This window comes from Parasedimentitalea psychrophila, assembly GCF_030285785.1.
Classification (GTDB): Bacteria; Pseudomonadota; Alphaproteobacteria; order Rhodobacterales; family Rhodobacteraceae; genus Parasedimentitalea; species Parasedimentitalea psychrophila.
In genome coordinates, this window is the sequence record NZ_CP127247.1 from 4,750,785 (window position 1) to 4,774,360 (window position 23,576).

At 60.4% G+C, this 23,576-nt stretch carries 25 protein-coding genes; 17 read left to right on the plus strand and 8 right to left on the minus strand.

The genetic code is table 11. From position 1 onward, the window contains the following. Positions 1 to 57: 57 nt before the first annotated feature. A complete protein-coding gene (locus tag QPJ95_RS22995; protein WP_270919645.1) occupies positions 58 to 888 on the minus strand; it encodes an alpha/beta hydrolase family esterase in 831 nt (276 codons plus the stop codon). Further along, entirely contained in the window at positions 885 to 1,346 is a 462-nt protein-coding gene (locus tag QPJ95_RS23000) for a rhodanese-like domain-containing protein (protein ID WP_270919646.1), read from the minus strand. The genes QPJ95_RS22995 and QPJ95_RS23000 overlap by 4 nt, the downstream gene beginning before the upstream one ends. A 244-nt stretch (positions 1,347 to 1,590) precedes the next feature. On the opposite strand from QPJ95_RS23000, the gene QPJ95_RS23005 reads away from it, so the two are divergent. From QPJ95_RS23005 to selD, 7 genes are read left to right on the plus strand one after another with little or no spacing between them, the layout of a single operon-like run. After that, complete coding sequence (locus QPJ95_RS23005; protein ID WP_270919647.1) at positions 1,591 to 4,452, plus strand: monovalent cation/H+ antiporter subunit A; 2,862 nt, start codon at positions 1,591 to 1,593, stop codon at positions 4,450 to 4,452. Positions 4,453 to 4,454: 2 nt separating this feature from the next. After that, entirely contained in the window at positions 4,455 to 4,808 is a 354-nt protein-coding gene (locus QPJ95_RS23010; RefSeq protein ID WP_270919648.1) for a Na+/H+ antiporter subunit C, read from the plus strand. Next, positions 4,805 to 6,361 carry a monovalent cation/H+ antiporter subunit D gene (locus QPJ95_RS23015; protein WP_270919649.1) on the plus strand — a complete coding sequence of 519 codons (1,557 nt, stop codon included), beginning with the start codon at positions 4,805 to 4,807 and terminating at the stop codon, positions 6,359 to 6,361. Before QPJ95_RS23010 ends, QPJ95_RS23015 begins: the two co-directional genes overlap by 4 nt. Beyond that, positions 6,358 to 6,855 (plus strand): Na+/H+ antiporter subunit E, encoded by a 498-nt coding sequence (locus tag QPJ95_RS23020; protein ID WP_270919650.1) that lies wholly within the window; start codon positions 6,358 to 6,360, stop codon positions 6,853 to 6,855. Before QPJ95_RS23015 ends, QPJ95_RS23020 begins: the two co-directional genes overlap by 4 nt. Further along, the gene (locus tag QPJ95_RS23025; RefSeq protein ID WP_270919651.1) at positions 6,852 to 7,121 is read left to right on the plus strand and encodes a K+/H+ antiporter subunit F; all 270 of its coding nucleotides are present in this window, start codon (positions 6,852 to 6,854) and stop codon (positions 7,119 to 7,121) included. The genes QPJ95_RS23020 and QPJ95_RS23025 overlap by 4 nt, the downstream gene beginning before the upstream one ends. A 7-nt stretch (positions 7,122 to 7,128) precedes the next feature. Continuing rightward, a complete protein-coding gene (locus QPJ95_RS23030; RefSeq protein WP_270919652.1) occupies positions 7,129 to 7,500 on the plus strand; it encodes a Na+/H+ antiporter subunit G in 372 nt (123 codons plus the stop codon). A 54-nt stretch (positions 7,501 to 7,554) separates the two neighbouring features. Continuing rightward, positions 7,555 to 9,711, plus strand: a complete 2,157-nt coding sequence (selD, locus tag QPJ95_RS23035; protein ID WP_270919653.1) for a selenide, water dikinase SelD — start codon at positions 7,555 to 7,557, stop codon at positions 9,709 to 9,711. Positions 9,712 to 9,738: 27 nt separating this feature from the next. Here the strand turns inward: selD and mnmH are convergent, their stop codons facing one another. Beyond that, on the minus strand, positions 9,739 to 10,800 hold the full coding sequence (gene mnmH, locus QPJ95_RS23040; protein ID WP_270919654.1) for a tRNA 2-selenouridine(34) synthase MnmH: 1,062 nt from the start codon (positions 10,798 to 10,800) through the stop codon (positions 9,739 to 9,741). A gap of 175 nt (positions 10,801 to 10,975) precedes the next feature. On the opposite strand from mnmH, the gene QPJ95_RS23045 reads away from it, so the two are divergent. After that, positions 10,976 to 11,461 carry a MarR family winged helix-turn-helix transcriptional regulator gene (locus tag QPJ95_RS23045; RefSeq protein WP_270919655.1) on the plus strand — a complete coding sequence of 162 codons (486 nt, stop codon included), beginning with the start codon at positions 10,976 to 10,978 and terminating at the stop codon, positions 11,459 to 11,461. Positions 11,462 to 11,470: 9 nt separating this feature from the next. On the opposite strand, the gene QPJ95_RS23050 is transcribed toward QPJ95_RS23045, so the two are convergent. Both QPJ95_RS23050 and QPJ95_RS23055 read right to left on the minus strand, forming a co-directional pair. Continuing rightward, a complete protein-coding gene (locus QPJ95_RS23050; protein ID WP_270919656.1) occupies positions 11,471 to 12,172 on the minus strand; it encodes an SOS response-associated peptidase in 702 nt (233 codons plus the stop codon). 117 nt (positions 12,173 to 12,289) lie between these two features. After that, positions 12,290 to 13,867 (minus strand): bifunctional metallophosphatase/5'-nucleotidase, encoded by a 1,578-nt coding sequence (locus QPJ95_RS23055; protein WP_270919657.1) that lies wholly within the window; start codon positions 13,865 to 13,867, stop codon positions 12,290 to 12,292. Positions 13,868 to 14,124: 257 nt separating this feature from the next. Between QPJ95_RS23055 and QPJ95_RS23060 the strand changes: the two genes are divergently transcribed. The 3 genes from QPJ95_RS23060 to arsC are packed head-to-tail and all read left to right on the plus strand — an operon-like array spanning position 14,125 to position 15,856. After that, positions 14,125 to 14,463 (plus strand): DUF952 domain-containing protein, encoded by a 339-nt coding sequence (locus QPJ95_RS23060; protein WP_270919658.1) that lies wholly within the window; start codon positions 14,125 to 14,127, stop codon positions 14,461 to 14,463. Further along, complete coding sequence (locus QPJ95_RS23065) at positions 14,460 to 15,518, plus strand: quinone-dependent dihydroorotate dehydrogenase (RefSeq protein ID WP_270919659.1); 1,059 nt, start codon at positions 14,460 to 14,462, stop codon at positions 15,516 to 15,518. The genes QPJ95_RS23060 and QPJ95_RS23065 overlap by 4 nt, the downstream gene beginning before the upstream one ends. Further along, a complete protein-coding gene (gene arsC, locus QPJ95_RS23070; RefSeq protein ID WP_270919660.1) occupies positions 15,515 to 15,856 on the plus strand; it encodes an arsenate reductase (glutaredoxin) in 342 nt (113 codons plus the stop codon). Before QPJ95_RS23065 ends, arsC begins: the two co-directional genes overlap by 4 nt. A gap of 12 nt (positions 15,857 to 15,868) precedes the next feature. On the opposite strand, the gene QPJ95_RS23075 is transcribed toward arsC, so the two are convergent. From QPJ95_RS23075 to QPJ95_RS23085, 3 genes are read right to left on the minus strand one after another with little or no spacing between them, the layout of a single operon-like run. Continuing rightward, positions 15,869 to 17,194, minus strand: coding sequence for an MATE family efflux transporter (locus QPJ95_RS23075; protein WP_270919661.1), 1,326 nt, complete (start codon positions 17,192 to 17,194; stop codon positions 15,869 to 15,871). Further along, on the minus strand, positions 17,175 to 17,705 hold the full coding sequence (locus tag QPJ95_RS23080; RefSeq protein WP_270919662.1) for a PaaI family thioesterase: 531 nt from the start codon (positions 17,703 to 17,705) through the stop codon (positions 17,175 to 17,177). Before QPJ95_RS23080 ends, QPJ95_RS23075 begins: the two co-directional genes overlap by 20 nt. Continuing rightward, on the minus strand, positions 17,702 to 18,124 hold the full coding sequence (locus tag QPJ95_RS23085; RefSeq protein ID WP_270919663.1) for a PaaI family thioesterase: 423 nt from the start codon (positions 18,122 to 18,124) through the stop codon (positions 17,702 to 17,704). The genes QPJ95_RS23080 and QPJ95_RS23085 overlap by 4 nt, the downstream gene beginning before the upstream one ends. Before the next feature lie 119 nt (positions 18,125 to 18,243). Between QPJ95_RS23085 and QPJ95_RS23090 the strand changes: the two genes are divergently transcribed. From QPJ95_RS23090 to QPJ95_RS23115, 6 genes are all read left to right on the plus strand, one after another. Then, positions 18,244 to 18,612, plus strand: a complete 369-nt coding sequence (locus QPJ95_RS23090; RefSeq protein ID WP_270919664.1) for a MerR family transcriptional regulator — start codon at positions 18,244 to 18,246, stop codon at positions 18,610 to 18,612. A gap of 320 nt (positions 18,613 to 18,932) precedes the next feature. Then, positions 18,933 to 19,334, plus strand: coding sequence for a MerR family transcriptional regulator (locus QPJ95_RS23095; protein WP_270919665.1), 402 nt, complete (start codon positions 18,933 to 18,935; stop codon positions 19,332 to 19,334). Positions 19,335 to 19,414: 80 nt separating this feature from the next. After that, a complete protein-coding gene (locus tag QPJ95_RS23100; protein ID WP_270919666.1) occupies positions 19,415 to 21,196 on the plus strand; it encodes an acyl-CoA dehydrogenase C-terminal domain-containing protein in 1,782 nt (593 codons plus the stop codon). A 51-nt stretch (positions 21,197 to 21,247) separates the two neighbouring features. After that, on the plus strand, positions 21,248 to 21,460 hold the full coding sequence (locus QPJ95_RS23105) for a hypothetical protein (protein WP_270919667.1): 213 nt from the start codon (positions 21,248 to 21,250) through the stop codon (positions 21,458 to 21,460). A 35-nt stretch (positions 21,461 to 21,495) separates the two neighbouring features. Continuing rightward, positions 21,496 to 22,653: an acyl-CoA dehydrogenase family protein gene (locus tag QPJ95_RS23110; RefSeq protein ID WP_270919668.1), complete on the plus strand. Its 1,158-nt coding sequence runs from the start codon at positions 21,496 to 21,498 to the stop codon at positions 22,651 to 22,653. Between the two features lie 286 nt (positions 22,654 to 22,939). Next, positions 22,940 to 23,572, plus strand: a complete 633-nt coding sequence (locus tag QPJ95_RS23115) for a glutathione S-transferase family protein (protein WP_270919669.1) — start codon at positions 22,940 to 22,942, stop codon at positions 23,570 to 23,572. Positions 23,573 to 23,576: the final 4 nt, after the last annotated feature.

Consider the following 23,576-nt stretch of genomic DNA (forward strand, 5'->3'; position numbering starts at 1 on the left):
GTCGCCTGATTTTTCGCAGGGCAGCCCCGTCACTGGAAAAGCCCCCCTCAGAAAGTCTTATTTTTCTTCAAACCAGTCCAACATCAGATCTGCCCAGCCCTTGGGCACCCTATGCCCCCCCGGAAGCAGCATGAATTCAATATCTGCATCGACCCCGCAGTCCCAACGGCGGCTCAGGGCCTTGTCGTCTTGCCAGGCCTTGCCCGGCGCATGGCTCTCGCAGCCGTTTGTCTGCCGCCACAACTCTAACCCGGCATAGATATCACCCTGCTGAAACTGCTTGTCTCCCAGATAGCGGCCCTCTAGCGGGACGGTTCGATCACTCCACCCGTGGCTGTGGAACAACCGCACCGGCGCGGCGCAGCTTTCGGGCTGGGGTCGCCAGAAGCCACCTGAGATAGGCGCATAGGCGGCAAAATCATCCGGGTGTTGACAGGCCAGGTAATTGACCATGAAGGCGCCGGCCGAAAACCCGGCCAAGACGGTATCATGCCGCGAGACCCCAAACCGGTTCGCCGCATCTGCCATCACCTGGCGCAGGAATGCAGCCTCGTCCCGGCCCTGCCAGCCGGGGAAAAACACCCAGGACCGGTTGCCATTTCGCCGCCGGGTGGCATCAGGCGCAATCACCGCATAGCCGCGCGCCTTCAGCGCCTTGATCATGCCAGTGTTTTTCATAGTCCCGGCACCTGATCCGCCATAGCCATGCAGAAACAGCACCACCGGCAGAGGCTGCTGCCGGGCGGCCTGCGGCAGGCTGATGTGATAGGCCCCGGTGCTAATCTGGCAGGGGGCTGACAAATCGTCACAGCCGGCCCGTGCGGCGCCGCCCCACAGGGCGACCATCACAGCCGCCAACGCCGGGGCAAAACCGCCCCCTGCGATCATTGCTGCCAACGTGAGACCGGCAGGTTGCTGGCCACCCAGCCCGGCCCAGCCCGCGATCCCATCATGCCTTCGGGCACATCTATGATATTGCTGAATCCGGCCGCAGTTAACGCCAAAGTCATCCGGGCAGAACGCCCTCCGGTGGCGCAGATCAGCGCAATGGGGGCGCTGCGGTCACCGCCGGCTGCCACGGCCACTGCCTCAGCGAAATCATTGCGCCGCAGGTCAATGGGATGGCCACCCACCGGCACTCCGACCGCCTTCCACTCTCTTGGTGTGCGGATATCTATCAGAGTAATCTCGCCCGATTGCGCCTGTTGATAGGCCTCACCCACCGTCAGTCGCGGCTGATCGTGATCCGGCGGCTGGCTGCGCCACCAGACACCCGTTGCCGCCACGGCAGCCACAGCCCCGCCGCCAAGCAGAACTTTGCGTCTGGATAGGGTCAATTGGGGCATTCGGCTCTCCGGATTTATGTGTCCACTACAAGCGGCCTAACATGTTCCGCCGCGCTGGTCAGAAAAAGCCTCTGACGGCGCAATCAAGTTCTTGTCAACGCTGCCCAGAGCCACCACGTTAGGCGCGAGAATTCAACAAAATGCAGCGCAATCTGCCTCCGCAGCCATCGCGAGGGCTGGCACTGATGCCAAAAAATGCTTAGGCAACGATAACTTTGCCTTGCCCAAGCCCGGAGATCATCACGTGTCCCTGTTTCTGATTGCGGCCCTGCCCTTTCTTGGTGCGCTTTTCCCTGCACTGTTGATCCGTGCCGGGCGCAACGCCGCCGCCGCCTCGGCTGGGTTCACCACCCTGCTGGCCTTTATCGGCCTACTGCTGAATGCCCCCGCCGTGTTGCGCGGCGAGCTGGTGCAGGCGCGGCTCGATTGGCTGCCCGGTCTGGGGCTGAACGCCAACTTCTATCTTGATGGATTGGGGCTGCTGTTTGCCGGGCTGATCCTGGGCATCGGTCTGCTGATCATCCTCTATGCGCGGTTCTATCTGTCGCGGGAGGACCCGATGGGTCAGTTCTATACCTATCTGCTGCTGTTTCAGGGCGCGATGGTTGGTATCGTTCTGTCCGACAACATCTTGCTTTTGCTGGTATTTTGGGAGCTGACCTCGCTCAGCTCGTTCCTGTTGATCGGCTATTGGAAGCACCTGCCCGAGGGCCGCCAGGGCGCCCGTATGGCGCTGGCGGTGACCGGCTCTGGTGGTCTGGCGATGATCGGCGGCATGCTTATGCTGGGCCATATCGTTGGCTCCTATGATCTGACTGTGATCCTGCAACACAAAGAGCTGATCCAGGACTCGCCCCTGTACCTGCCCGCGCTGATCCTGATCCTGATTGGCGCCTTCACCAAATCGGCGCAGTTCCCGTTCCATTTCTGGCTACCACACGCGATGGCCGCCCCGACGCCGGTGTCGGCCTATCTGCACTCGGCTACCATGGTAAAGGCCGGCTTGTTCCTGATGGCGCGGATGTGGCCGGTGCTGGCCGGCACCGAGGCCTGGTTCTATATCGTGGCCACCACCGGCTTGATCACCATGGTGCTGGGCGCGGTGATTGCGCTGTTCAAGGATGACCTCAAGGCGCTGCTGGCGTTTTCCACTGTCAGTCATCTGGGGCTGATCACCATGCTGCTGGGCTTTGGCACCAAAGCAGCCGCCATTGCCGCAATCTTTCACATCATCAACCACGCCACATTTAAGGCGGCGCTGTTCATGAGTGCCGGGATTATCGACCACAGTGCCCATACCCGTGACATCAAACGGCTGGGCGGGCTGCGGCATCTGATGCCTATCACCTTTACCATCGTTGTCATTGCGTCGCTGTCGATGGCGGGCATTCCGCCACTGAACGGTTTCTTAAGCAAAGAGATGATGCTGCAAGAGACCGTGAACACCCTGTGGCGCGACTCGCATTATCTGGTTCCGGGATTGGCTGTCTTTGCCGCCATGTTCTCGGCTGCCTATTCGTTTCGCTATATCAAGCATGTATTTCTGGGCCCCCAGCGGCACGACTACCCGGCACAGCCGCATGATCCCGGTGTCGGGCTCTGGCTGGCGCCAGCCTTTCTGGCGCTATTGGTGGTGGCCATCGGCCTGAGCCCCAACATCCTGTCCGGCCCTGTGGTCTCGGCTGCGGCGGCGGCGGTGATTGGCGATGGGGAAATCCCTGAGTTCCACGTCCAACTCTGGCACGGCATCAATGCACCGCTGATGATGTCCTTAGCGGCCATATCTGGTGGGATGGCGCTGCTTTGGGGGCATTCTGCCTTGGCACGGGTCTGGAACGCCGCCCCCCGCCCCGAGGCCAAGGTGATCTTTGACGCCCTGATTGGCGCCGCCACCCGGTTCAGCCGGGGCCTGAGCGACGCGCTGCACAATGGCTCGATCACCCGCTACGCCGCGATCATGGTGGTGTTCACCACTGCGATTTCTTTCTACGCCTATCAGTCCGGCGTCGCCGCGGCCCCTACCCGAGCGGTTCAGGACGCCGGAGCCCTGCCGATCATCGGTTGGGTCTGTCTGATGCTGGCTACGATTTTCATCGTGCTGCACCACCGCAACCGACTGCTGGCGCTGGTGCTGATCGGCGTTGTGGGTCTGATTGTATCGCTGTCGTTCAACTATCTCTCGGCGCCGGATCTGGCGCTGACGCAGATCTCGGTCGAGGTTGTGACCATCATCCTGATGCTGCTGGCGCTGAACTTTCTGCCCAAGGAGACCCCGGTGGAAACCCCCATCGGCACCCGGATGCGGGATGGGCTGATTGCAATCACTGCCGGTACCGGTGTTGGCGGGCTGATCTACGCGCTGATGACCCGCGATTTCATTGCGCCGTCGATCTCGGAATTCCACCTCGCCAATTCATACAAGGGCGGCGGCGGCACCAATGTGGTGAACGTGATTCTGGTTGATTTCCGGGGCTATGATACCTTTGGCGAGATCATCGTGCTGGGCATTGCGGCGCTGGTGATCTTTGCCCTGACCGAAGCCATTCTAGGGTCCAAGGTGCGTGCCTATCTGCTGAACCGAAAACCGGACCTGCCGCAGGATGGCGACCCGCACCCGCTGATGATGGTGATCGCCACGCGGGTGATGATGCCCCTGGCGCTGATGGTTGCGGCTTATATTTTCTTCCGTGGTCACAACCTGCCGGGCGGTGGATTTATCGCCGGCCTGATCGCGGCAATTGCCATGCTGATGCAATACATGGCCTCGGGCTTTGGCTGGGCGGCTGAGCGACAGCGGGTCTATTACCACGGCATCATCGGCTCTGGCGTGCTGATCGCCGCCGCCACCGGCATGGGGGCCTGGCTGGCGGGCAAACCTTTCCTGACCAGCGCCTTTGGCTATCTGCACTGGCCGCCGCTGGAGGAATTCGAATGGGCCACTGCGGCGCTGTTTGACCTTGGTGTTTTCCTGGCAGTGGTTGGCGCGGTGATGCTGACCCTGGAAAGCCTGGCGCGATTTGCCTGGCAGCCGGGCATGCAGTCGGAACACGCAATGGACATCAACCCGGCCCGCGATGACGCGCCCAAGACCGAAGAGGAGGCCTGAGCATGGAAATCCTGTTTGCCTCGGCCGTTGGCATTCTGACCGCTGCGGGGATCTATCTGATCCTGCGCAAGCGCACCTTCCCGGTCATTCTGGGGCTGTCGCTGCTGACCTACGGCGTCAACCTGTTCCTGTTTGCCACTGGCCGCTTGATGGTCAACGCGCCTCCGGTGCTGAACAAATACGCCGAAGTGCCCTATACCGATCCGCTGCCACAGGCGCTGGTGCTGACCGCCATCGTGATTTCCTTTGGCATGACCGCCGTGGTGGTGATGATTGCGCTGGGGGCCTATCTGTCGGCCAAGGATGACCAGATTGACATGATTGAAAATGATGAGCGCGCAGGAGATGACGCATGAACCACCTGCTGATTGCGCCCGTGGTGCTGCCTGCCATTGTCGCGCCTTTCACCATCATGGTGCTGCGCCACCATCTGAGCCTGCAACGGATCTTCTCGCTTGCCAGCACCCTGGTACTGCTGGCGATCACCCTGATGCTGGCGGCACAGGCGGCTGATGGCACCGTGCAGGTCTATGAACTAGGCAGCTGGCCGGCGCCTTTTGGCATTGTGTTGGTGCTGGACCGACTGTCGGCGCTGATGCTGCTGCTGACCTCTGGGCTGGCACTGGCGGTGGTGCTTTATGCCATTGGATCAGGCTGGGATGCCCGGGGCCGCCATTTCCACGCGCTGTTGCAGTTTCAGCTGATGGGCATTCTGGGCGCCTTTCTGACTGGCGACGCCTTTAACCTGTTTGTGTTTTTTGAGGTGCTGCTGATCGCCTCTTACGGGCTGATGATCCACGGCGGTGGCACCAAACGGTTGCAGGCCGGGGTGCAATATGTGGTCTATAACCTGCTGGGCTCCAGCCTGTTCCTGTTTGCCCTTGGCACCATCTATTCGGTGACCGGCACCCTGAACATGGCCGATCTGGCGGTGCGGGTGGCTGAGCTGTCGCCCGATGACACGGCCCTGCTGCGGGTCGGCGCGATCATGTTGCTGCTGGTGTTTGCCATCAAGGCCGCGGTTCTGCCGCTGCACTTCTGGCTGCCTGCCTCATATGCCAATGCACCGCTTCCGGTTGCAGCGCTGTTTGCCATCATGACCAAAGTGGGCGCCTATGGCATCCTGCGGATCTATACGCTGGTGTTTGGCCCCGAGGTCGCGGCCACCGCTGGACTGGTCGGAGACTGGCTGCTTCCCGCCGCCATGCTGACGCTGGCCATCGGTGCGGTTGGTGTTCTGGGGGCCCGTGAGATTGGCCGTCTTGTGGCCTTTGGCGCCATTGCCTCGATGGGGACGCTGCTGATCGCGGTGGCGCTGTTCACCCCACAATCCATTGCAGCGGCGCTGTATTACACCGTGCATTCGACCCTTGCTGCCGGCCTGCTGTTTCTGGTCGCCGATCTGGTGATGGAGCGCCGCGGCGGCGCAATTGTCGCCCAACGCCCGATGGCACAAACCGGGCTGATTGCTGCACTGTTCTTTGTCGGCGCCATCGCCATGGCCGGAATGCCACCGCTGTCGGGCTTTGTCGGCAAGCTGCTGGTGATGGACGCGGCGCGCGGCCATGATCTGGTCTGGTGGATCTGGGCTGTCATTCTGGCAGGCTCGTTGATCACCATCATCGGCTTGGCCCGGGCCGGATCCGAGATCTTCTGGAAAAGCCACGACGCCAGCCATATCCGCGAAGCCGAACCAGAGCGGCCGGTGGACGACAGCCAAGCGCAGCCAGAGGAACCCGCACCGAATGCCCCCATGCTGCCATTTGTTGCCTGCTTTGGCCTATTGGCCGGGCTGGTGCTGCTGACTGTATTCGCGGGCCCGATGATGGACTATACCAATGCCACCGCCGCACAATTGTTTGACCCGAACCTCTACATTGACGCGGTTCTAGGGAGGGCTGAGCCATGAAACTGCTGCACCGTCTGTTGCCACACCCGGTTCTGACCCTGTTGCTGACCGTGACCTGGCTGCTACTGGTCAATGGATACTCGCTGAACTCGCTGGTGTTTGGATTTGGGCTGGGGATCATCATTCCTTTTGTGACCCAGCCCTTTTGGCCCAACCGCCCGGCGGTCAAAAGACCGCTCAAGGTTATCCAATACATCCTTCTGGTGCTCTATGACATCGTGGTGGCCAATATCGTGGTGGCCAAGATCGTGGTGTTCAAACCCAATGCCGCGCGCCAGCCCAACTGGGTCACCATCCCGCTGGAGCTGCGCACCCCCGAGGCGATCACCGCCCTGGCCGGCACCATCACCATGACCCCCGGCACCCTGACAGCGGATGTCTCGGCCGAGGGCCATGCGCTGCTGGTGCATTGCCTGGATGCCCCCGACCCAGACGCGGTGCGCGACGATATCAAACAGCGCTATGAGCGCCGCCTGATGGAGATTTTCGAATGATCCTCTACGCCGTTATTTTCGCTTTTGGCTGCTTTTCGCTGTCGGTTCTGATGAACCTGTGGAAAGTGCTGTTCGCGAATGAGATCGCCGACCGCATTCTGGCGCTGGACACCATGTTCATCAACGCCATCGCCCTGATGGTGCTTTACGGTATAGCACAGGGCACTGGCATTTACTTTGAGGCCTCGATGATCATCGCCATGCTCGGCTTTGTGTCCACCGTGGCCTATGCGCGCTTTATCCTGCGCGGCAACATCATCGAGTGAGGCGGATATGGACCTGTTTTTCGAACTGCTGATCACCGCGTTTCTGATCATCGCCGGTGTCTTTGGACTGGTAGGCTCCTTTGGGCTGCTAAAGCTCAACGATGCCATGTCGCGGCTGCATGCCCCGACCAAGGCCACCACGCTGGGGGTTGGCGGTGTGCTGCTGGCCTCGATGGCCTATGCCTTTGCCAAGGGCCCGCATTATTCGGTGCATGAGTTGATGATCACCCTGTTCCTGCTGCTGACCGCGCCGATCACCGCCAATTTCATTGCCAAGGTGCATATTCATCAGAAAGAAAGCCGCGACAGCCTGCCAGCGGCGGGGGAAGACGGCTCTTGGGCCACCCAAAACCTGGATGACACCGACGACAAAAGCTGAGCGGCATACGCGCTGGGATGACCCATAGCAGATCTGAGACAAGGCCGATTGACCATGAATGACCCTCATTTGCCGCTGACCCGAGATCTGGTGCTGATTGGCGGCGGCCATACCCATGCTCTGGTGTTGCGCAAATGGGGCATGATGCCGATGCCCGGTGCGCGGCTGACCCTCATCAATCCCACCTCGACGGCAGCCTATTCAGGCATGTTACCGGGGTTTGTCGCCGGTCATTACAGCCGCGACGAGCTGGACATTGATCTGGTGAAACTGGCCCGTTTTGCCGGCGCGCGGGTGATCCTTGGCACCGCCACCGGCATCGACATCGCCGCCCGTCAGGTGCTGGTTCCGGGGCGTGCGCCAATCGCTTATGACGTGGCTTCAATCGACGTGGGCATCACCTGCGACATGCCCGATCTGGCGGGGTTTGCCTGCCACGCGGTCCCCGCCAAGCCATTGGGGATTTTTGCCGCCAAATGGGATGCCTTCCGCCACGGCGACGGCCCGGCCCATATTGCAGTTATCGGCGGCGGCGTTGCCGGGGTGGAGCTGGTGCTGGCAATGGCCCATGCCCTGCGCAGTCGCGGAAGGTTGGCGCAGGCCACCTTGATCGACAACGCCGAAGTTCTAACCTCCCTTGGCAGCAAAGCCCGCGCCAAGCTGCGCATCGCGCTGACCGAGCAATCCGTGACCCTGCTGGAGAACGCCGAGATCGCCAGTATCGAGGCCGATCACATCCGCCTGAAGGATGGCCGTGAGGTGCTGTCGGATTTCACCACAGGCGCGGCCGGCGCCCGTCCCTATGACTGGCTGGGCCGCTCGGGACTGGCGCAGAGTGAAGGCTACCTCAATGTGAGCGCGCAGTTGCAAACATCGGATCCGGCTGTGTTTGCGGCGGGCGATTGTGCCCATCTTTGCCATGCGCCGCGCCCCAAAGCCGGGGTCTATGCGGTGCGCCAGGCGCCGGTGCTTTATGACAACCTGCAAGCCGCCCTTAGCGGTGGCGATCTGCGCGCCTACAAGCCGCAAAAAGATTACCTGAAACTGATCTCTCTGGGCGCTAAATCGGCGCTGGCTGAACGCTTTGGCCATACCCCATCCGGACCGCTGATGTGGCGCTGGAAGGATCACATCGACCAGACATTCATGACCCGTTTCCGCGACTTGCCGGCAATGGAGCAGCCGCAGCTGCCGAGTTACCACACGCTGGGAATGGCTGAGGCGCTGGGGGACAAACCCATGTGTGGCGGCTGCGGAGCCAAGGTTGGCCGCACTGCCCTGCGCGCCGCACTGGCGCCGCTTCCCGAGGCGCGGCGCAGTGACATCACGCCGCTACCCGGTGATGATGCGGCGCTGCTGACGATGGGCACTGTCAAACAGGTGATCAGTTCGGACCATCTGCGCGCCTTTTGCGCCGACCCGGTGGTGATGACCCGCATCGCAGCGGTGCATGCCTTGGGTGATATCTGGGCGATGGGGGCGCAGCCACAGGCGGCCACCGCCAATCTGATCCTGCCGCGGATGTCACCTGAGCTGCAGCAACGGACCCTGCATGAAATCATGATGACCGCCAGCTGCGTCATCCGCGATGCGGGCGGCGAAATTGTTGGCGGCCATACCTCGCTTGGCGATGAGCTGACCATCGGCTTTACCGTCACCGGCCTGTGCTCGCGGGCGCCAATCACCCTGGCCGGAGCAAACCCCGGTGACCTGCTGATCCTGACCAAACCGATCGGCTCGGGCGTGATCATGGCGGCTGAGATGGCGGGGCTTGCCAAGGGCGCATGGGTCACGGCAGCGCTGGCACAGATGTGCCGCCCGCAGGCCAAGGCGGCAGAGATCCTGCAACAGGCCCATGCGATGACGGATGTGACCGGCTTTGGCCTATACGGACATCTCGCCGGAATTTGCCAGGCCTCGGCGGTTGGGGCTGATTTGAAAATGGCGGCGGTGCCGCTGATGATCGGAGCCGCACAGCTGGCGGCGCAGGGTGTTCGCTCGTCGCTGTTTGGCGACAACCGCGCGCTGGCAGCCGAGGTTCCGAGCAGTGGTGTGCGCGATCTGTTGTTTGACCCGCAAACCGCCGGCGGATTGCTAGCGGCCGTGGATGCCAAAGATGCCGCTGGGCTGTTACAGGCCCTGCAGCAGGCGGGCGAGCCGGCAGCCATCATCGGGTCTGTCACCCATGGCACCGGTATCACGATCACCTAAGGTCAGGCGTGGCGCGGGCTGACTGTTCTACTGCGCGGCCTGGCGTTGCATCAATTTGGTAATCTGATCCGCAGCGCCGGCCAGTCCTTCGGCGTCCAGTTCGGCCACCTGCACCTCGGCGAGAACCCGGGCAGCCGCAGTCTGGCGCGATTTGGCATAAGACGGGTCATAGTGCTGCACCATCAGGGCTTCGGTCAGCGCCGCTTTGTCCCCCGCCGCAATCAGCTCAAACCAAAGATCCACCACCGCGTTTGAGCGATGCGCCCGCAGCGGTTCCAGCTTGCGACACAGCTTGTCCGCATCCGACAGGATATCGTCATAGGCCCGCACCAGATAGCGGCTCCGCGCCGCCACCGGGGCGGCAACCTGAATACGCGGCGCCGCCTTCATCGCCGTCCACAGTGAGGGCGGAATGATCCGGTCCCCGATCTTGCTGGATTCCGCCTCGACCAGCACCGGACGGGCGGTATCCAATCGGGCCAATTGCGCCGCCAGCTCAGATTCAAACGCCTTTTGGCTGGGTTGCGGCCCATTCATGCCCCCCAAAAGCGAGCCGCGATGGTTGGCCAGACCTTCCAGATCCAGCACCTGCACGCCACGGGTTTGCACCAGCTTCAGCAGATCGGTTTTGGCGGTGCCGGTATAGCCATCCAACGCCACCAGTTGATGCGCCAGTGGGGTGTCATACAGATAGGATTTCACCAACCTGCGGTAGGTCTGATAGCCGCCTTCAATCACCTCGGCGCGCCAGCCAATCTGCTGCAACAGCCAGGTAAAGGATCCCGAGCGCTGGCCACCGCGCCAGCAATAGACCAGCGGCTGCCAGCCACCGTCTTTCTCGGCCAGGGCGGTTTCCACATGGCGCGCGGTGTTGCGAAACACCATGGCAGCGCCCAGTTTGCGCGCCAGAAAGCGGCTTTTCTGCACATAGATGGTGCCAACCTGAGCCCGCTCTTCATTGTCCAGAACCGGCAGGTTTATCGCGCCAGGCAAGTGGTCCTCGGCAAATTCACCCGGGCTTCGGACGTCAATCACGCTATCATAAGAGTGATCCAACAGGTCAATCAGAGATGTAAAAGTCAGAGCCATGCGCCACCTCTAGCCGCAGCACCGGGTGAGGGAAAGCGTCGTTTACAATCAAAACTGGTAAAACATGCTTGCCTCTGCCCGGTTGGGAAAAGTAACATTATGTTGAGCGATTGAACGCACGCTCTCTGTAAGGGTGTCCTTCCACCCAAAAACTAGGATAGGTTGCAAAGTCACCATGGAATTACACCGCCTCGATATTCACAGCATGCCGGGCCACCTGATCCGCAGGTTGAATCAGATATCCGTTGCCCAGTTCATGGAGCAGATGACCAGTGCAGGGCTATCCCTGACGCCGGTGCAATATGCCGCACTCTGCGCGATCCGTGACCACCCCGGCATCGACCAGGCCTCGGTGGCTGGGTTGATTGCCTATGATCGGGCGACGCTTGGCAAGGTAATTGACCGCCTCGACGCCCGTAAACTGGTGCGCCGCAAAGTGTCCAGTTCCGACCGTCGTGCGCGTGAGTTGTTTTTGTCTGTCGATGGCCAGGCCCTGCTGGCCATTGCCCACCCTCTGGTTGAGGCAGCGCAACCGGAGATCCTGTCCGGGCTGAGCCCTCAGGAACAGGATGAATTTGTGCAGCTGATGCAAAAGATCGTCCGGGCGAACAATGAACTGAGCCGGGCACCGCACCGCGACCTGGGCAAAGCTGCCGACTAGGCGGCGCCGCTAGATCAGCGCACCGCGCGGCACATCGTCGGGCACATCGTTTGGTGCAAAAGGTTCAATCAGTTCGGGCCCCGTTGCACGGTTTGAATTGACCGCTGGATCGACCCGGTGAAACTCCAGCAAATCCTCGGCGCCCGGCTGCATCAGGGTCGCCGCGCCCGGCCCCGCCTCGCCAAGCCAGAGCGCCCAGTCCGCTGGCTCCAGAATCAGCGGCATCCGGTGGTGCAGGGTTGATATAGTTTGATTGGCACCGGTGGTGACGATGGCACAGCTGTTGATCGGGTCATCCTGACCCCAGCTTTGCCAGATCCCGGCAAAGGCCAGCGGTGCGCCGTCCCGGCGCTGAATATACCACGGCAATCTGTGGTCCTGATCGTCCTTGGTCCATTCATAAAACCCACTGACCGGGATCAGGCACCGGCACTCACGGCAGGCTTTGGCAAAGGCAGGCTTTTGCGCCAGGGTCTCTGCCCTCGCATTAATCAGCAACGGACCAGCCGAGACGGTCTGGTACCAGTGCGGCAGAAACCCCCAGCGCATCGAGACCAGTTGCCGCCCGGTGGCGCCGGATTGCACCACATGCACCGCAGTGGTGGGACAGACATTGAAATTTGGCACTGCTGGCAAATTATTGGCAGGTTGCGCCGCAAACAGCTGCGCCATGGCGTCATTTGGAAGGGTGATGGCAAAGCGTCCGCACATGGGGCCAGACTAGCGTGACCTGTTGCCCGCGTCAGCCATCATTTTGCCTGCGGTCAAACAAACAAAAGACCCCGCCAGATTGTTCCGGCGGGGTCTGTGAATCACATTCAAATGCGATTATTTTTGTGCGATACGCCCATCGACATATGGCGTATAGGGCGAGTTTACCGCCATGTATTCCGCCAGAACATCAGCCAGATCTGGGCCGAAATCATAGGCATTCTTGTCGTCGCCGGCGAACATCTTGTAGCCGTCACCGCCGCCGCGCACATAGTTGTTGGTCACAACCATGTAGGTCTTGGCCGGATCAACCGCAACGTAGCCGTCGCCATCGGCAACCATGACGTCCTGAACACGGCCCTCGCCGGCCGCAACGCTTGCGTCCCAAGTGAACTTGATGCCGGCAACCTGTGGAAAGCGGCCCTTGACCTCTTCTACCTGGCTCACACCGTTTTCAAGCGCCGCAACCAGGGTCGCGCCGTCCAGTTCAAAAGTTGACAGGGTGTTCTGGAACGGCAGCACCGACAGCACTTCGCCCATAGTGACCTGACCCGACTCTAGGCTGGCACGAATGCCGCCTGAGTTGGCAATGGCCACGGTCACGCCCTGATCCTTGACCCGTGCCAGCATAGCATCCGCGACAAGATTGCCCATCTGGCACTCCTGAATACGGCAGGTAGCCCGGTCGCCATTGATCGCCTCAGCCGACTCGGCCACCACCTTGGTGCGGATCTCGTCCAGCGGTGTGCCCAGCTCGGCAATACGGGCAACGGTGGCTTCGTCTTCGGCCACCGAGGCGTCCATGCTCAGCGGCTCACCAGCGGCCTGAACCACATTGCCAGCGTCATCAAAGGTCACGTTCAGCTCGCCCAGGAACTTGCCATAGGCATAGGCCTGCACGATGGCGGTATCATTGACCATGGTTGGATAGGGGCCAACGGCGCGGTCGGACACGTTTGACAGGTAGCTGTTCGAGTGGCCGCCGACGATCACATCCACACCAGTAGTTTCCGCCGCAACCTTTTGGTCCACAACATAGCCCGAGTGGCTGAGCACGATGATCTTATTGACGCCTTCAGCGGTCAGCCGGTCCACTTCGGCCTGAACCGCAGCAACCGGATCGCCAAAGGTGATGTTCTTGCCGGGGCTGGCCAGATCATGGGTGTCTTCTGGTGTCAGACCAATCAGGCCGATCTTCTCGCCGCCGCGTTCAATAACGGTGGATTTTTGCAGCACACCGTCCAACATCGGCTCAGCACTGACGTCAGCGTTGGACATCAGTACCGGGAAATCAAGCGCATCCATGAATCCGCGCAGCACTTCGGGGCCATCGTCGAACTCGTGGTTGCCGACGGTCATGCCGTCATAGGCCAGCTTGTTCATGAACTCGGCGGCCATTTTGCCCTTGTAGTAGGTATAGAACAGCGAGCCCTGGAACTGGTCGCCGCCGCTGACCAGGATAGAGTTATTGGACCGGGCACGGGCGTCAGCGATGGCTGTCACCAGGCGGGCGGTGCCACCAAAACATTTGCCCTCGGCATTGTCGCCGTCGCGGCAGCCGCTGTCATACTTGCTGACCGGCTCAAACCGGGAATGGAAGTCATTGGTGTGCAGAATGGTCAGGTTATAATCCGCAGCCGCCATCCCGGCGGTCATCCCCAAGGCAGCGACAGAACTCAGAATTCGCATCATCATAATTAAACTCTCCCAGTTTTTATTTTTTTTCGCCCTTTAGGCGCGCGTGGCTACGCCGACATAAGGGAATAGGACATAGTTGCGTCCGGCTTCTGAAATCGCAAGGGTATTGTCACGGCAGCCAGCCACAGCGGTCAGTTACGCAGTCTGCGTGACGGTGCCATGACAGGCAGGTCAGGTCAGGGGGAAAAGCAGGGTTTTTGACGCAACCGCGCCAATGGCTTGACCCGGAGGCAGCCGCAGGGCATCAGGCAATCATGCTGATATACAAAATCTTCCGTGCCGACGAATGGGCGGCATTCGACTCTCAGGGGGAAACTCTGGGCGCCGCAATCGACCTGTCTGATGGGTTCATTCATTTCTCCACGGCTGAACAGGCCGCAGAAACCGCCGCCAAGCATTTTGCCGGGGTCCAGGGGCTGATGCTGCTGGCCTTTGAGACCGACAGGCTGGGCGAGGCCCTGGAGTGGGAGGTGTCGCGCGGCGATGCGCTGTTCCCGCATCTGTACCGAGCGCTGAAACGCAGTGAGCTGATCTGGGTGAAACCGCTGCCGCTGGTCGATGGCGTGCATCAGTTTCCGGCAGGCATGGCATGAACCTGATCGAAACACTGGGCCTGAAGGCGCTGCATCAACTGGACCCCGAAACCGCGCATGGGCTGTCTATCAAGGCGTTGAAACTGGGTCTGGTCGCAACCCCCGGCCCGGTGACCTCATCGCGATTGAAAACCACGCTGGCGGGGATTGAGCTGCCCAACCCGGTGGGTCTGGCCGCCGGGTTTGACAAAAACGCCGAAGTGCTGGCGCCATTGGCGCAGTCAGGGTTTGGCTTTATCGAGGTTGGCGCCGCTACCCCGCGCCCGCAACCGGGCAATCCCAGGCCACGTCTGTTCCGGCTGACCGAGGACGCGGCGGCGATCAACCGCTTTGGCTTTAACAATCAGGGCATGGAGCAGATCGCCCAGCGCCTGTCGCAGCGTCCCAGGGATGCGGTGATTGGACTGAACCTTGGTGCCAACAAAGACAGCGATGACCGCGCCAGCGATTTTGCCCGCGTGTTGCAGCATTGCGGCGCGCATCTGGATTTCGCCACCGTCAATGTGTCCTCTCCCAACACCGAAAAGCTGCGCGATCTGCAGGGCAAAACGGCCTTGACCGCCTTGCTGAGTGGCGTGATCGACACCCGCAACGCTCTGAAGCGCAAGATCCCGGTGTTCCTGAAAATCGCCCCGGATCTGACGATTGATGAGCTGCGCGATATTGCCGAAGTGGCGCGTGAGACCGGCATTGATGCGGTGATCACCACCAATACCACCCTGTCGCGTGACGGCTTGCAAAGCGCCCAAAAGGCCGAGGCCGGCGGGCTGTCTGGCGCGCCACTGTTTGAGAAATCAACCCGCGTGTTGGCGCAGCTGTCGCAGCTGCTGGACGGTCAGATCCCACTGATCGGCGTTGGCGGCATCAGCACGGCTGAACAGGCCTATGCCAAGATCTGTGCCGGGGCCAGCGCGGTGCAGCTTTATACGGCACTGGTCTATCATGGCCTGTCCCTGGCGGGTGAGATTGCCCGTGGATTGGATGATCTGCTGGCGCGGGATGGCTTTGACACCGTGGCGCAGGCTGTCGGCAGTAAACGAGGCGATTGGCTGTGATCACCTATTGGCACAATCCGCGCTGCTCCAAATCCCGCGCCGGGCTGGCCCTGTTGCAAGACAAGGGCGTCGAGGTCCGGCAGCGGCTTTACCTGTCTGATCCCCCCAGCCTGGGCGAGATCAAACGGGTTCAGGCGCTGTTGGGGGGCGGGGCAGTGGATATGATGCGCGCCAAAGACCCGCTGTTCACAGAGTTGCGGCTGAGCAGAGATACGCCCGAGGCGGAGTTGCAGGCGGCTATGGCCACGCATACGGCGCTGATTGAGCGACCAATTGCGATTGCCGGTGATCGCGCCGTGATTGGTCGCCCGACCGAAGCAATTGAGACCCTTCTATAGCCAAACTCAGAGTTAGGCGGCGCGGGATTCGAGCGCGGGGTATCGCACCCCCAAACTGATCCCGCGCGCCACAAAGGATATCAGCAGCGCCAGCCACAACCCGTGGTTTCCCAACATCGGCAGCAGCACTGCGACAGATGCGGCGTAGATGCCAAAGCTGACCAGCATCATATTGCGCATATCGCGGGTGGCGGTGGCGCCGATAAAAATCCCGTCCAGCATCCAGGCGGCCCAGCCCAGCGGCGGCGCCAGCACCATATAGGGCAGATAGACACGGGCCACCTCGCGGACCTCCGCAGAGGTGGCCATAAGGTCGATGATCATCCCACCCGACAGGGCAAAGACAATCGCCAATACGATAACCACCACCAACCCCCAGAAGCTGGTCAGCCCGGCACTGCGGCGCAGGCGGTGGCGTTGGCCAGCGCCAACCGCCTGCCCCACCAGAGTTTCGGCGGCAAAGGCAAAGCCGTCCATGCCGTAGGCAGTTATCATCAGGAACTGCAACAACACCTGATTGGCGGCCAGCACCACATCGCCAAACCCGGACCCAAAGAACAGAAAGGCGACAAACATCGCCTGCAGCAGCAGTGAGCGGACCAGAATATCGCCATTGACCATGGCCATGTGCCGCAGCCGAACCCGGTCAAGAACCTGCGCCCAGTTGTGCCAGTCCGGCATTTGCAGGACGCCTCGGCAGAACCACATGCCCAAGGCCAGCCCCGACCACTCGGCCAGGAACGTGGCATAGGCAACCCCGTTCACCCCCCAGCCCAATTGCAGGACGAACCACAGATCCAGCAGGATATTGACGCCATTCATCCACAGTTGCAGCACCAAAACGGCACGGGTGCGCTCTTGGGCGATCAACCACCCGGTGATGCCATACAGACCAATTGCTGCCGGTGCCGACCAGACCCGGATACGCAGATAGTCCTGCGCCAGGCTCTCGACCTCGGGTGTTGCCGGGGCCAGTTGGAAGGATAGATAGAACAGCGGTGCCTGCAACAGGATCAGCGCCAGACCGGCGCCAAAGCCGATCAACAATGCGCGGGTCAACAGCGCCGCCACTTCGCCGCGCTCCCCCGCCCCCAAGGCCTGACTGGTCAGCCCCACTGTGCCCATGCGCAGGAAACCAAACATCCAGTACAGCGCCGACAGAATGATCGCGCCGATGCCCACCGCCCCAATCGGTGCGGCGGCGCCCAACTGGCCAACCACACCGGTGTCCACGGCACCCAGAATGGGCACCGTGGCATTGGACAGCACAATCGGCAGCGCGATTTTCAGCACCCGGCGATGGGTTAGCGGAGAGGCGTCAGCCCTGTTTGGCGTCACGCTTGTCTTCCCCCTGCGGCATCAGGAAGTGACCCACCGCCTGGGCAAAGGGCCTGGTCTTGTGATCTTGCCAGGCCTCAACCCGGACACTGGCGAACCGGCGCCCGGAGCGGGCCACGGTGGCGCGGGCATAGGCGTCGCGCGGCAGGCCCGAGCGCAGGTAATCAACGGTAAAGTCGATGGTCTTTGGCTGCCGGGGCAGCTTGCCTGCGGTCATATCAGCCGGGTCCAGCTCTCCCGCCTCGATCTTGGGCCAGACATGCATCCAGTTCAGCGCCATCATTGCGGTCATTTCCAGAAACGCCGCCGTGGCGCCACCATGCAATGCGGGCAGGAAGGGATTGCCGATCAGTTTCTGGTCAAAGTTCATCTGGCCTGTCAGCTCATCGCCGCGACGGTCAAAGCTGATGTTCAGAAACTGAATGTAAGGCACCGAGGCCACCAAGGCCGCCAGCGCCGCATCGCGACGCTGTTTGACTACTTGTACGGGTTCGGGACGCGGGCGGCTCAAAACTTGGCCTCCACGGAAAAGGCAGCTGTTGCCGTTGCAACCGGGCGATCGCGGTCGTCATCCATCGCAACCGCCCGCACAAAGGCAACATTGCGGCTGATATGATGGCAGGTGGCCTTGGTCAGGATCGTCTGTCCCGGCGTGGCAGGGCGCATGTATTCGATCCGCAAATCAATGGTGGCAGTACCGCCCGGCGCATCCGGGTGGCACATCACGGCGGCGCCGCAACAGGTGTCCATCAGCGCCGACACCGCGCCGCCGTGAATGACCCCGGTGTCGGGATCGCCAATCAGTTTGACATCATAGGGCATGGAAATTTCGGCCATTCCATTGCCGATGCTTTGCAACACCAAACCCAGCTCCTGAGCATGTGGAATCACCTCAATAAACTGGCGTGCCAATTGCGTTTTATCGCCCATGCCGCTCTCCTTTTCGTTATACGCACAGCTTAATGCGCAATGGTCTGGTCATAGAGCAACCGCACCTGTTGCACTACCCAAAACAAGTGCCTAGGTTGCCCAAAAAAGGGGGATGGTGGATGACCGAAACAAGATTGTCATTCAAAGAAATGTGCGCGGCGTTTGATGTGACGCCACGTACCCTTCGATATTATGAATACATAGAACTGCTGCACCCCGACCGCGAAGGCCGCTCGCGGTTTTACACCACCCGCGAACGGGCGCGGATGAAGCTGATCATGCGGGGCCGCAAATTTGGATTTCAGCTGGAAGAAATACGCCAATGGCTGATGATTTATGAAAACGAAGGCGATCAGGCCCAGGCGCAGGCGTTTCTGGAAATGGCCGACCGGCAGATGATCGAACTCACAAAGCAGCGTGAACAACTGGAAGACGCGATGACTGAGCTCAGCTCGTTGCGCGAAACAACAGCCCGCAGTCTGTCGTAAAAACGCCGACCACCTCGGCAAGCGCGCCTGACCTAGCCCCGCCCCAAGCGGGGCTTTTGTATTTTTCGGGATCAATTTCCAGCCCGGAAAAGAGCCCGCCGCCTGGTCAGACCGGTTCGAAATCGGCGAAAATCCTTATTCTGTTAAGCAATTTGGCTCTTTTTTGACCAAATCACCGAAACGACGCCACGTCACATCCGCCGGACCCTACGTCACAAAGCAGCTGACGTAGGGTATAACTTACGTCAACGTAAAGCCTGTGCTGTAAGCAAACTCGAACAACTCAGCCAATGGCGACACCAGCAGCGAGAGTGACCAATATGACCGATGTGACTTTGAATATCCGCGAGATGTGCGACGCCTATCAGGTGACTCCGCGCACCCTGCGTTTCTACGAAGCCAAAGAGCTCCTATTTCCGATCCGCGAGGGTCAGAAACGGTTATTTACCAAGCGCGATCGGGCAAGGTTGAAACTGATCCTGCGCGGCAAGCGGTTTGGCTTTAGCCTGGAGGAAATCCGTCAGTTGCTGGATCTCTACCATATGGGCGACCAGCAGCACACCCAGCTGTCACGCACCTATGAAATTGCCCGCGAAAGACTGGCCGACATGGAACGTCAGCGAGACGAGCTGATCGAGGCCATTGATGAGTTGAAAGAACAATTGAAATGGGGCGAGAAAGTTATCGCCTCGGCCAAAAATGGGCAGCAAGCCGCCGAATAGGCCGCCTGTCCCCGCCGCAAACGGCCCCCAACACCGGGGTCGCCAAAACGTCGCTGTATCGACAGACAAAAGAGGCCCCTATGCCGGTTTACAACGCCCCCATCAAAGACATGCAATTCCTGTTGCACGACGTGTTGAACGTCACAGGCTCCAGCGTACCCGGCTACGGCGAGCTGGACAGCGATTTCACCAATGCGGTCCTGCAAGAGGCTGGCAAGATTGCCGGCGAAGTGCTGCAACCGCTGAACGTGGTCGGCGACACCGAGGGCTGCAGGCTGGAAAACGGGGTGGTCCGCACCCCCACCGGCTTCAAAGCCGCGCTGGATCAGATGAAAGACGGCGCCTGGACCGGACTGGATATGCCGGAACAATATGGCGGCCAGAACATGCCTTACGTCATCGGCACCGCCGTCGGCGAAATGTTCTCGGGTGCCAATATGGCCTTTGTAATGTATCAGGGGCTGACCCACGGTGCGGCCTCGGCCATTCTGGCGCATGGCACTGACGCCCAGAAAGACACCTATCTGCCGAAAATGATCGCCTGCGAGTGGACCGGCACCATGAACCTGACGGAATCGCATTGTGGCACCGACCTAGGCCTGATGCGCACCAAGGCCGAGCCACAGGACGACGGCAGCTACAAGATCTCCGGCGAAAAAATCTTTATCTCGGCGGGTGAGCACGACATGGCCGACAATATCATCCATCTGGTACTGGCCAAGATCCCCGGTGGGCCTGACGGCATCAAGGGCGTGTCGCTGTTCATCGTGCCCAAGTTCATGGTCAACGAAGACGGCAGCCTGGGCGCCCGCAACGGTGTGTCAGTGGGCAATATCGAAAAGAAAATGGGCATCCACGGCAACTCAACCTGTGTGATGAACTACGACGCGGCAACCGGTTATCTGCTGGGCAATGCGCATAAGGGCCTGCGCGCCATGTTCACCATGATGAACGAGGCCCGTCTGGGGGTCGGCATGCAGGGGGTCGCCCAGGCCGAAGCCGCCTATCAGAACGCGGTTGTTTACGCCAAGGACCGCCTGCAGGGCCGCGATGTCACTGGTATCAAAAACCCAGACGGGCCCGCCGACCCACTGATCGTGCACCCCGACATCCGCCGCTCGCTGATGGACCAGAAAAGCTTTACCGAGGGCGGCCGCGCCTTCCTGCTGTGGGGGGCCTCGATGATCGACGCCGCCCATCGCAGCGGCGACAAGGACGCCGACGGGCTGGTGTCGCTGCTGACCCCGGTGATCAAGGGCTTTTTGACCGACGAAGGCTATGACATGACCGTGCGCGCCCAGCAGGTTTACGGCGGTCACGGCTATATCGAAGAGCACGGCATGAGCCAGTTCACCCGCGACGCCCGCATTGCCCAGATCTATGAAGGCGCCAACGGCGTGCAGGCGCTGGATCTGGTGGGCCGCAAACTGGCCGCGGACGGTGGCAAGCATGTGATGGCGTTCTTTGCGCTGGTGAAGACCTTTTGCGCAGAAAACGGCGATATCTCGGATGACTTCAGCGCTGACTTCATCGCTCCGCTGAAAGCGGCGAGCAAGGATCTGCAGGCCGGTGCCATGTATTTCATGCAAAACGGCATGAAAAACCCCAACAACGCGCTGTCGGGGTCCTATGATTTTATGCACATGTTTGGTCATGTCTGCCTGGGCCTGCTGTGGGCGCAGATGGGAAAAGCTGCTTTGGGCGCGCTTGATGCCGGGGCTTCTGACGCGGCGTTCTATGAGACAAAGCTGGCAACAGGCCGGTATTACATGGCACGTCGCCTACCGGCCACCACCCTGCATCTTGCCCGTATCACCAGCGGCGCAGACACGGTGATGGCGCTGCAGGCTGACCAATTCTAACGGGATGGCGGGGATAGCCCCGCCCCTTCCACCTAGTTCCAAGGAGCTGACATGCCCAAACGGTTTCGCCTGACCCGACGCTTTCCAGTTGCAATGACCGAGGATGGCTATCGCCGCCTCAAACACTTTGCATCCGAGGCCGGGCTGGACGAAGGCGAGGCGCTGTCGTTCCTGTTTGAGAACTTCGACAGTGTCACCGACACCGAAAACCTGACCCACCGGCTGCGTCTGTTCAACACTGAACTGGACGCCCGAAAAAGATAGGCAAACGCTGATACAAGCGCGCCAAAGGGAGAGACATGACTTTCACGACCCACACACATTCCGCCTGGATGACTGACGAGCACCAGATGCTGGCCGATATGACGGCCCAGTTCATCACCAACGAATGGATGCCCAAGTATGAGACTTGGCGCAAACAGGGCATGATGGACCGAAACACCTGGGATCAGGCCGGCGAATTGGGCCTGCTGTGCCCCTCGATCCCCGAAGAATACGGTGGCGCCGGTGGTGACTTCGGCCATGAAGCCGCGATCCTGATCGAAGGCAGCCGCGCCAATCTGGCCAGCTGGGGCGCGGGCATTCATTCGGGCATTGTCGCCCATTACATCCTCGCCTATGGCAGCGAAGAGCAAAAACAGCGCTGGCTGCCCCGGATGATCTCGGGCGAGATGGTTGGCGCCTTGGCGATGACCGAACCTTCAACCGGATCCGACGTGCAGCGGATCAAGACCAAGGCAATCCGCGACGGTAATGGCTATCGTCTGAGCGGCCAGAAGACCTTTATCACCAATGGCCAGCATGCAAACCTGATCATTGTCGCCGCCAAAACCGATCCTTCGCTGGGCGCCAAGGGAGTGTCCCTTGTGGTGGTCGAAACTGACGGAGCCACGGGATTCCAGCGCGGCCGCAACCTCGACAAAATCGGACTGCACGCAGCGGACACATCGGAATTGTTCTTTGACAACGTTGAAATCCCACCGGAAAATATCCTGGGCAATGCCGAGGGTCAGGGGTTTTACCAGATGATGCAACAATTGCCGCAGGAACGTCTGATCATCTCGGCCGGCGCCATCGGTGCCATGGAAGGCGCGGTTGAGCGAACCATCGCCTATTGCAAAGAACGCGAAGCCTTTGGCGGGCCGCTAACCCAGTTCCAGAACACCCGGTTCAAGCTGGTGGAATGCCTGACCAAGACCAAAGTGGCGCGGGCGTTCTTTGACGAATGCATGGGCGACCACCTGCGCGGCGAGCTGACGGTCGAGAAGGCCGCGATGGCGAAATACTGGATCACAGATACCCAGGGTGAAGTGCTGGATGAATGCCTGCAAATGCACGGCGGCTATGGCTATATGCAAGAATATGCCATCGCTGAAATGTGGACAGATGCAAGGGTACAGCGGATCTACGGCGGCACCAATGAAATCATGAAAGAACTGATTTCGAGGTCATTGTGAACCAACCAGAACCTGTTCGAATCGGCGATGTCGGATGCCTCCGGCGGGAGTACTTGCACAAAGAAGAACTGCAGTATCCACCCCGCCGCCGGGTTCCGGAAAACCAGACCAGGTGGCGGGGCTTCTCCTTTGACGGCCATCGGCTCTCCAGCCTGTTCCGCAACCCAAGATTGCCGCGAACGTGGTTAACAAATGGTAAATTCCCCTCTTCTTCTTTGAAGAAATACTCCACGGGGGTGCGGGGGTGTGAAACCCCCGCTGCCTCATCATCCAAAGGGAGCACCCTATGACCATAAAACTGCATTGTTTTGGCGAAAGCGGGCATTCCTATAAGGCGGCTCTGGCTTTAGAGCTATCGGGTCTGGACTGGCAGCCGGTGTTTGTTGATTTTTTCAGTGGCGCGCATCGCAGCAGCGAATATCGCGATTTGAATGTCATGGCGGAGGCTCCGGTATTGATCGACGGCGATGTTTGCCTGTCGCAGTCCGGCGTCATTCAGCAGTACATCACCGATAAAACCGGCAGGTTTGGCGGCGCGCCCGAGGATAAATACGACGTTCTGCGCTGGGTTCTGTGGGACAACCACAAATTCTCCAGCCAGATAGGCATGACCCGGTTCCTGATGAACTTCATTCCTGAGGACAAGCGCCCTGCCGAGGTGATTGGCTTTATGAAAGGCCGCCTAAAAGCTGCCTTTACCACCCTGAACCAACATCTGGACGGGCGTGAATGGATGGTGGGCGACAACCTCACCAACGCCGACCTGACCTGCTGCGGCTATCTGTTTTACCCCGAACCCTTTGGCTTTGACCGAACTGAATGGCCCCATATCGACGCCTGGCTGACCCGCATCAGCACCCTGCCCGGCTGGAAATCCCCCTATGATCTGATGCCCGGCAACCCGTCGGACCGAGTTTAAGGAG

Bases quoted from the DNA above. Each gene is read 5' to 3' on its own strand.
- QPJ95_RS22995 (WP_270919645.1), bottom strand. From the start codon at position 888: ATGATCGCAGGGGGCGGTTTTGCCCCGGCGTTGGCGGCTGTGATGGTC.
- QPJ95_RS23000 (WP_270919646.1), bottom strand. From the start codon at position 1,346: ATGCCCCAATTGACCCTATCCAGACGCAAAGTTCTGCTTGGCGGCGGG.
- QPJ95_RS23010 (WP_270919648.1), top strand. From the start codon at position 4,455: ATGGAAATCCTGTTTGCCTCGGCCGTTGGCATTCTGACCGCTGCGGGG.
- QPJ95_RS23015 (WP_270919649.1), top strand. From the start codon at position 4,805: ATGAACCACCTGCTGATTGCGCCCGTGGTGCTGCCTGCCATTGTCGCG.
- QPJ95_RS23020 (WP_270919650.1), top strand. From the start codon at position 6,358: ATGAAACTGCTGCACCGTCTGTTGCCACACCCGGTTCTGACCCTGTTG.
- QPJ95_RS23025 (WP_270919651.1), top strand. From the start codon at position 6,852: ATGATCCTCTACGCCGTTATTTTCGCTTTTGGCTGCTTTTCGCTGTCG.
- QPJ95_RS23030 (WP_270919652.1), top strand. From the start codon at position 7,129: ATGGACCTGTTTTTCGAACTGCTGATCACCGCGTTTCTGATCATCGCC.
- selD (WP_270919653.1), top strand. From the start codon at position 7,555: ATGAATGACCCTCATTTGCCGCTGACCCGAGATCTGGTGCTGATTGGC.
- mnmH (WP_270919654.1), bottom strand. From the start codon at position 10,800: ATGGCTCTGACTTTTACATCTCTGATTGACCTGTTGGATCACTCTTAT.
- QPJ95_RS23045 (WP_270919655.1), top strand. From the start codon at position 10,976: ATGGAATTACACCGCCTCGATATTCACAGCATGCCGGGCCACCTGATC.
- QPJ95_RS23050 (WP_270919656.1), bottom strand. From the start codon at position 12,172: ATGTGCGGACGCTTTGCCATCACCCTTCCAAATGACGCCATGGCGCAG.
- QPJ95_RS23055 (WP_270919657.1), bottom strand. From the start codon at position 13,867: ATGATGATGCGAATTCTGAGTTCTGTCGCTGCCTTGGGGATGACCGCC.
- QPJ95_RS23060 (WP_270919658.1), top strand. From the start codon at position 14,125: ATGCTGATATACAAAATCTTCCGTGCCGACGAATGGGCGGCATTCGAC.
- QPJ95_RS23065 (WP_270919659.1), top strand. From the start codon at position 14,460: ATGAACCTGATCGAAACACTGGGCCTGAAGGCGCTGCATCAACTGGAC.
- QPJ95_RS23085 (WP_270919663.1), bottom strand. From the start codon at position 18,124: ATGGGCGATAAAACGCAATTGGCACGCCAGTTTATTGAGGTGATTCCA.
- QPJ95_RS23090 (WP_270919664.1), top strand. From the start codon at position 18,244: ATGACCGAAACAAGATTGTCATTCAAAGAAATGTGCGCGGCGTTTGAT.
- QPJ95_RS23095 (WP_270919665.1), top strand. From the start codon at position 18,933: ATGACCGATGTGACTTTGAATATCCGCGAGATGTGCGACGCCTATCAG.
- QPJ95_RS23100 (WP_270919666.1), top strand. From the start codon at position 19,415: ATGCCGGTTTACAACGCCCCCATCAAAGACATGCAATTCCTGTTGCAC.
- QPJ95_RS23105 (WP_270919667.1), top strand. From the start codon at position 21,248: ATGCCCAAACGGTTTCGCCTGACCCGACGCTTTCCAGTTGCAATGACC.
- QPJ95_RS23110 (WP_270919668.1), top strand. From the start codon at position 21,496: ATGACTTTCACGACCCACACACATTCCGCCTGGATGACTGACGAGCAC.
- QPJ95_RS23115 (WP_270919669.1), top strand. From the start codon at position 22,940: ATGACCATAAAACTGCATTGTTTTGGCGAAAGCGGGCATTCCTATAAG.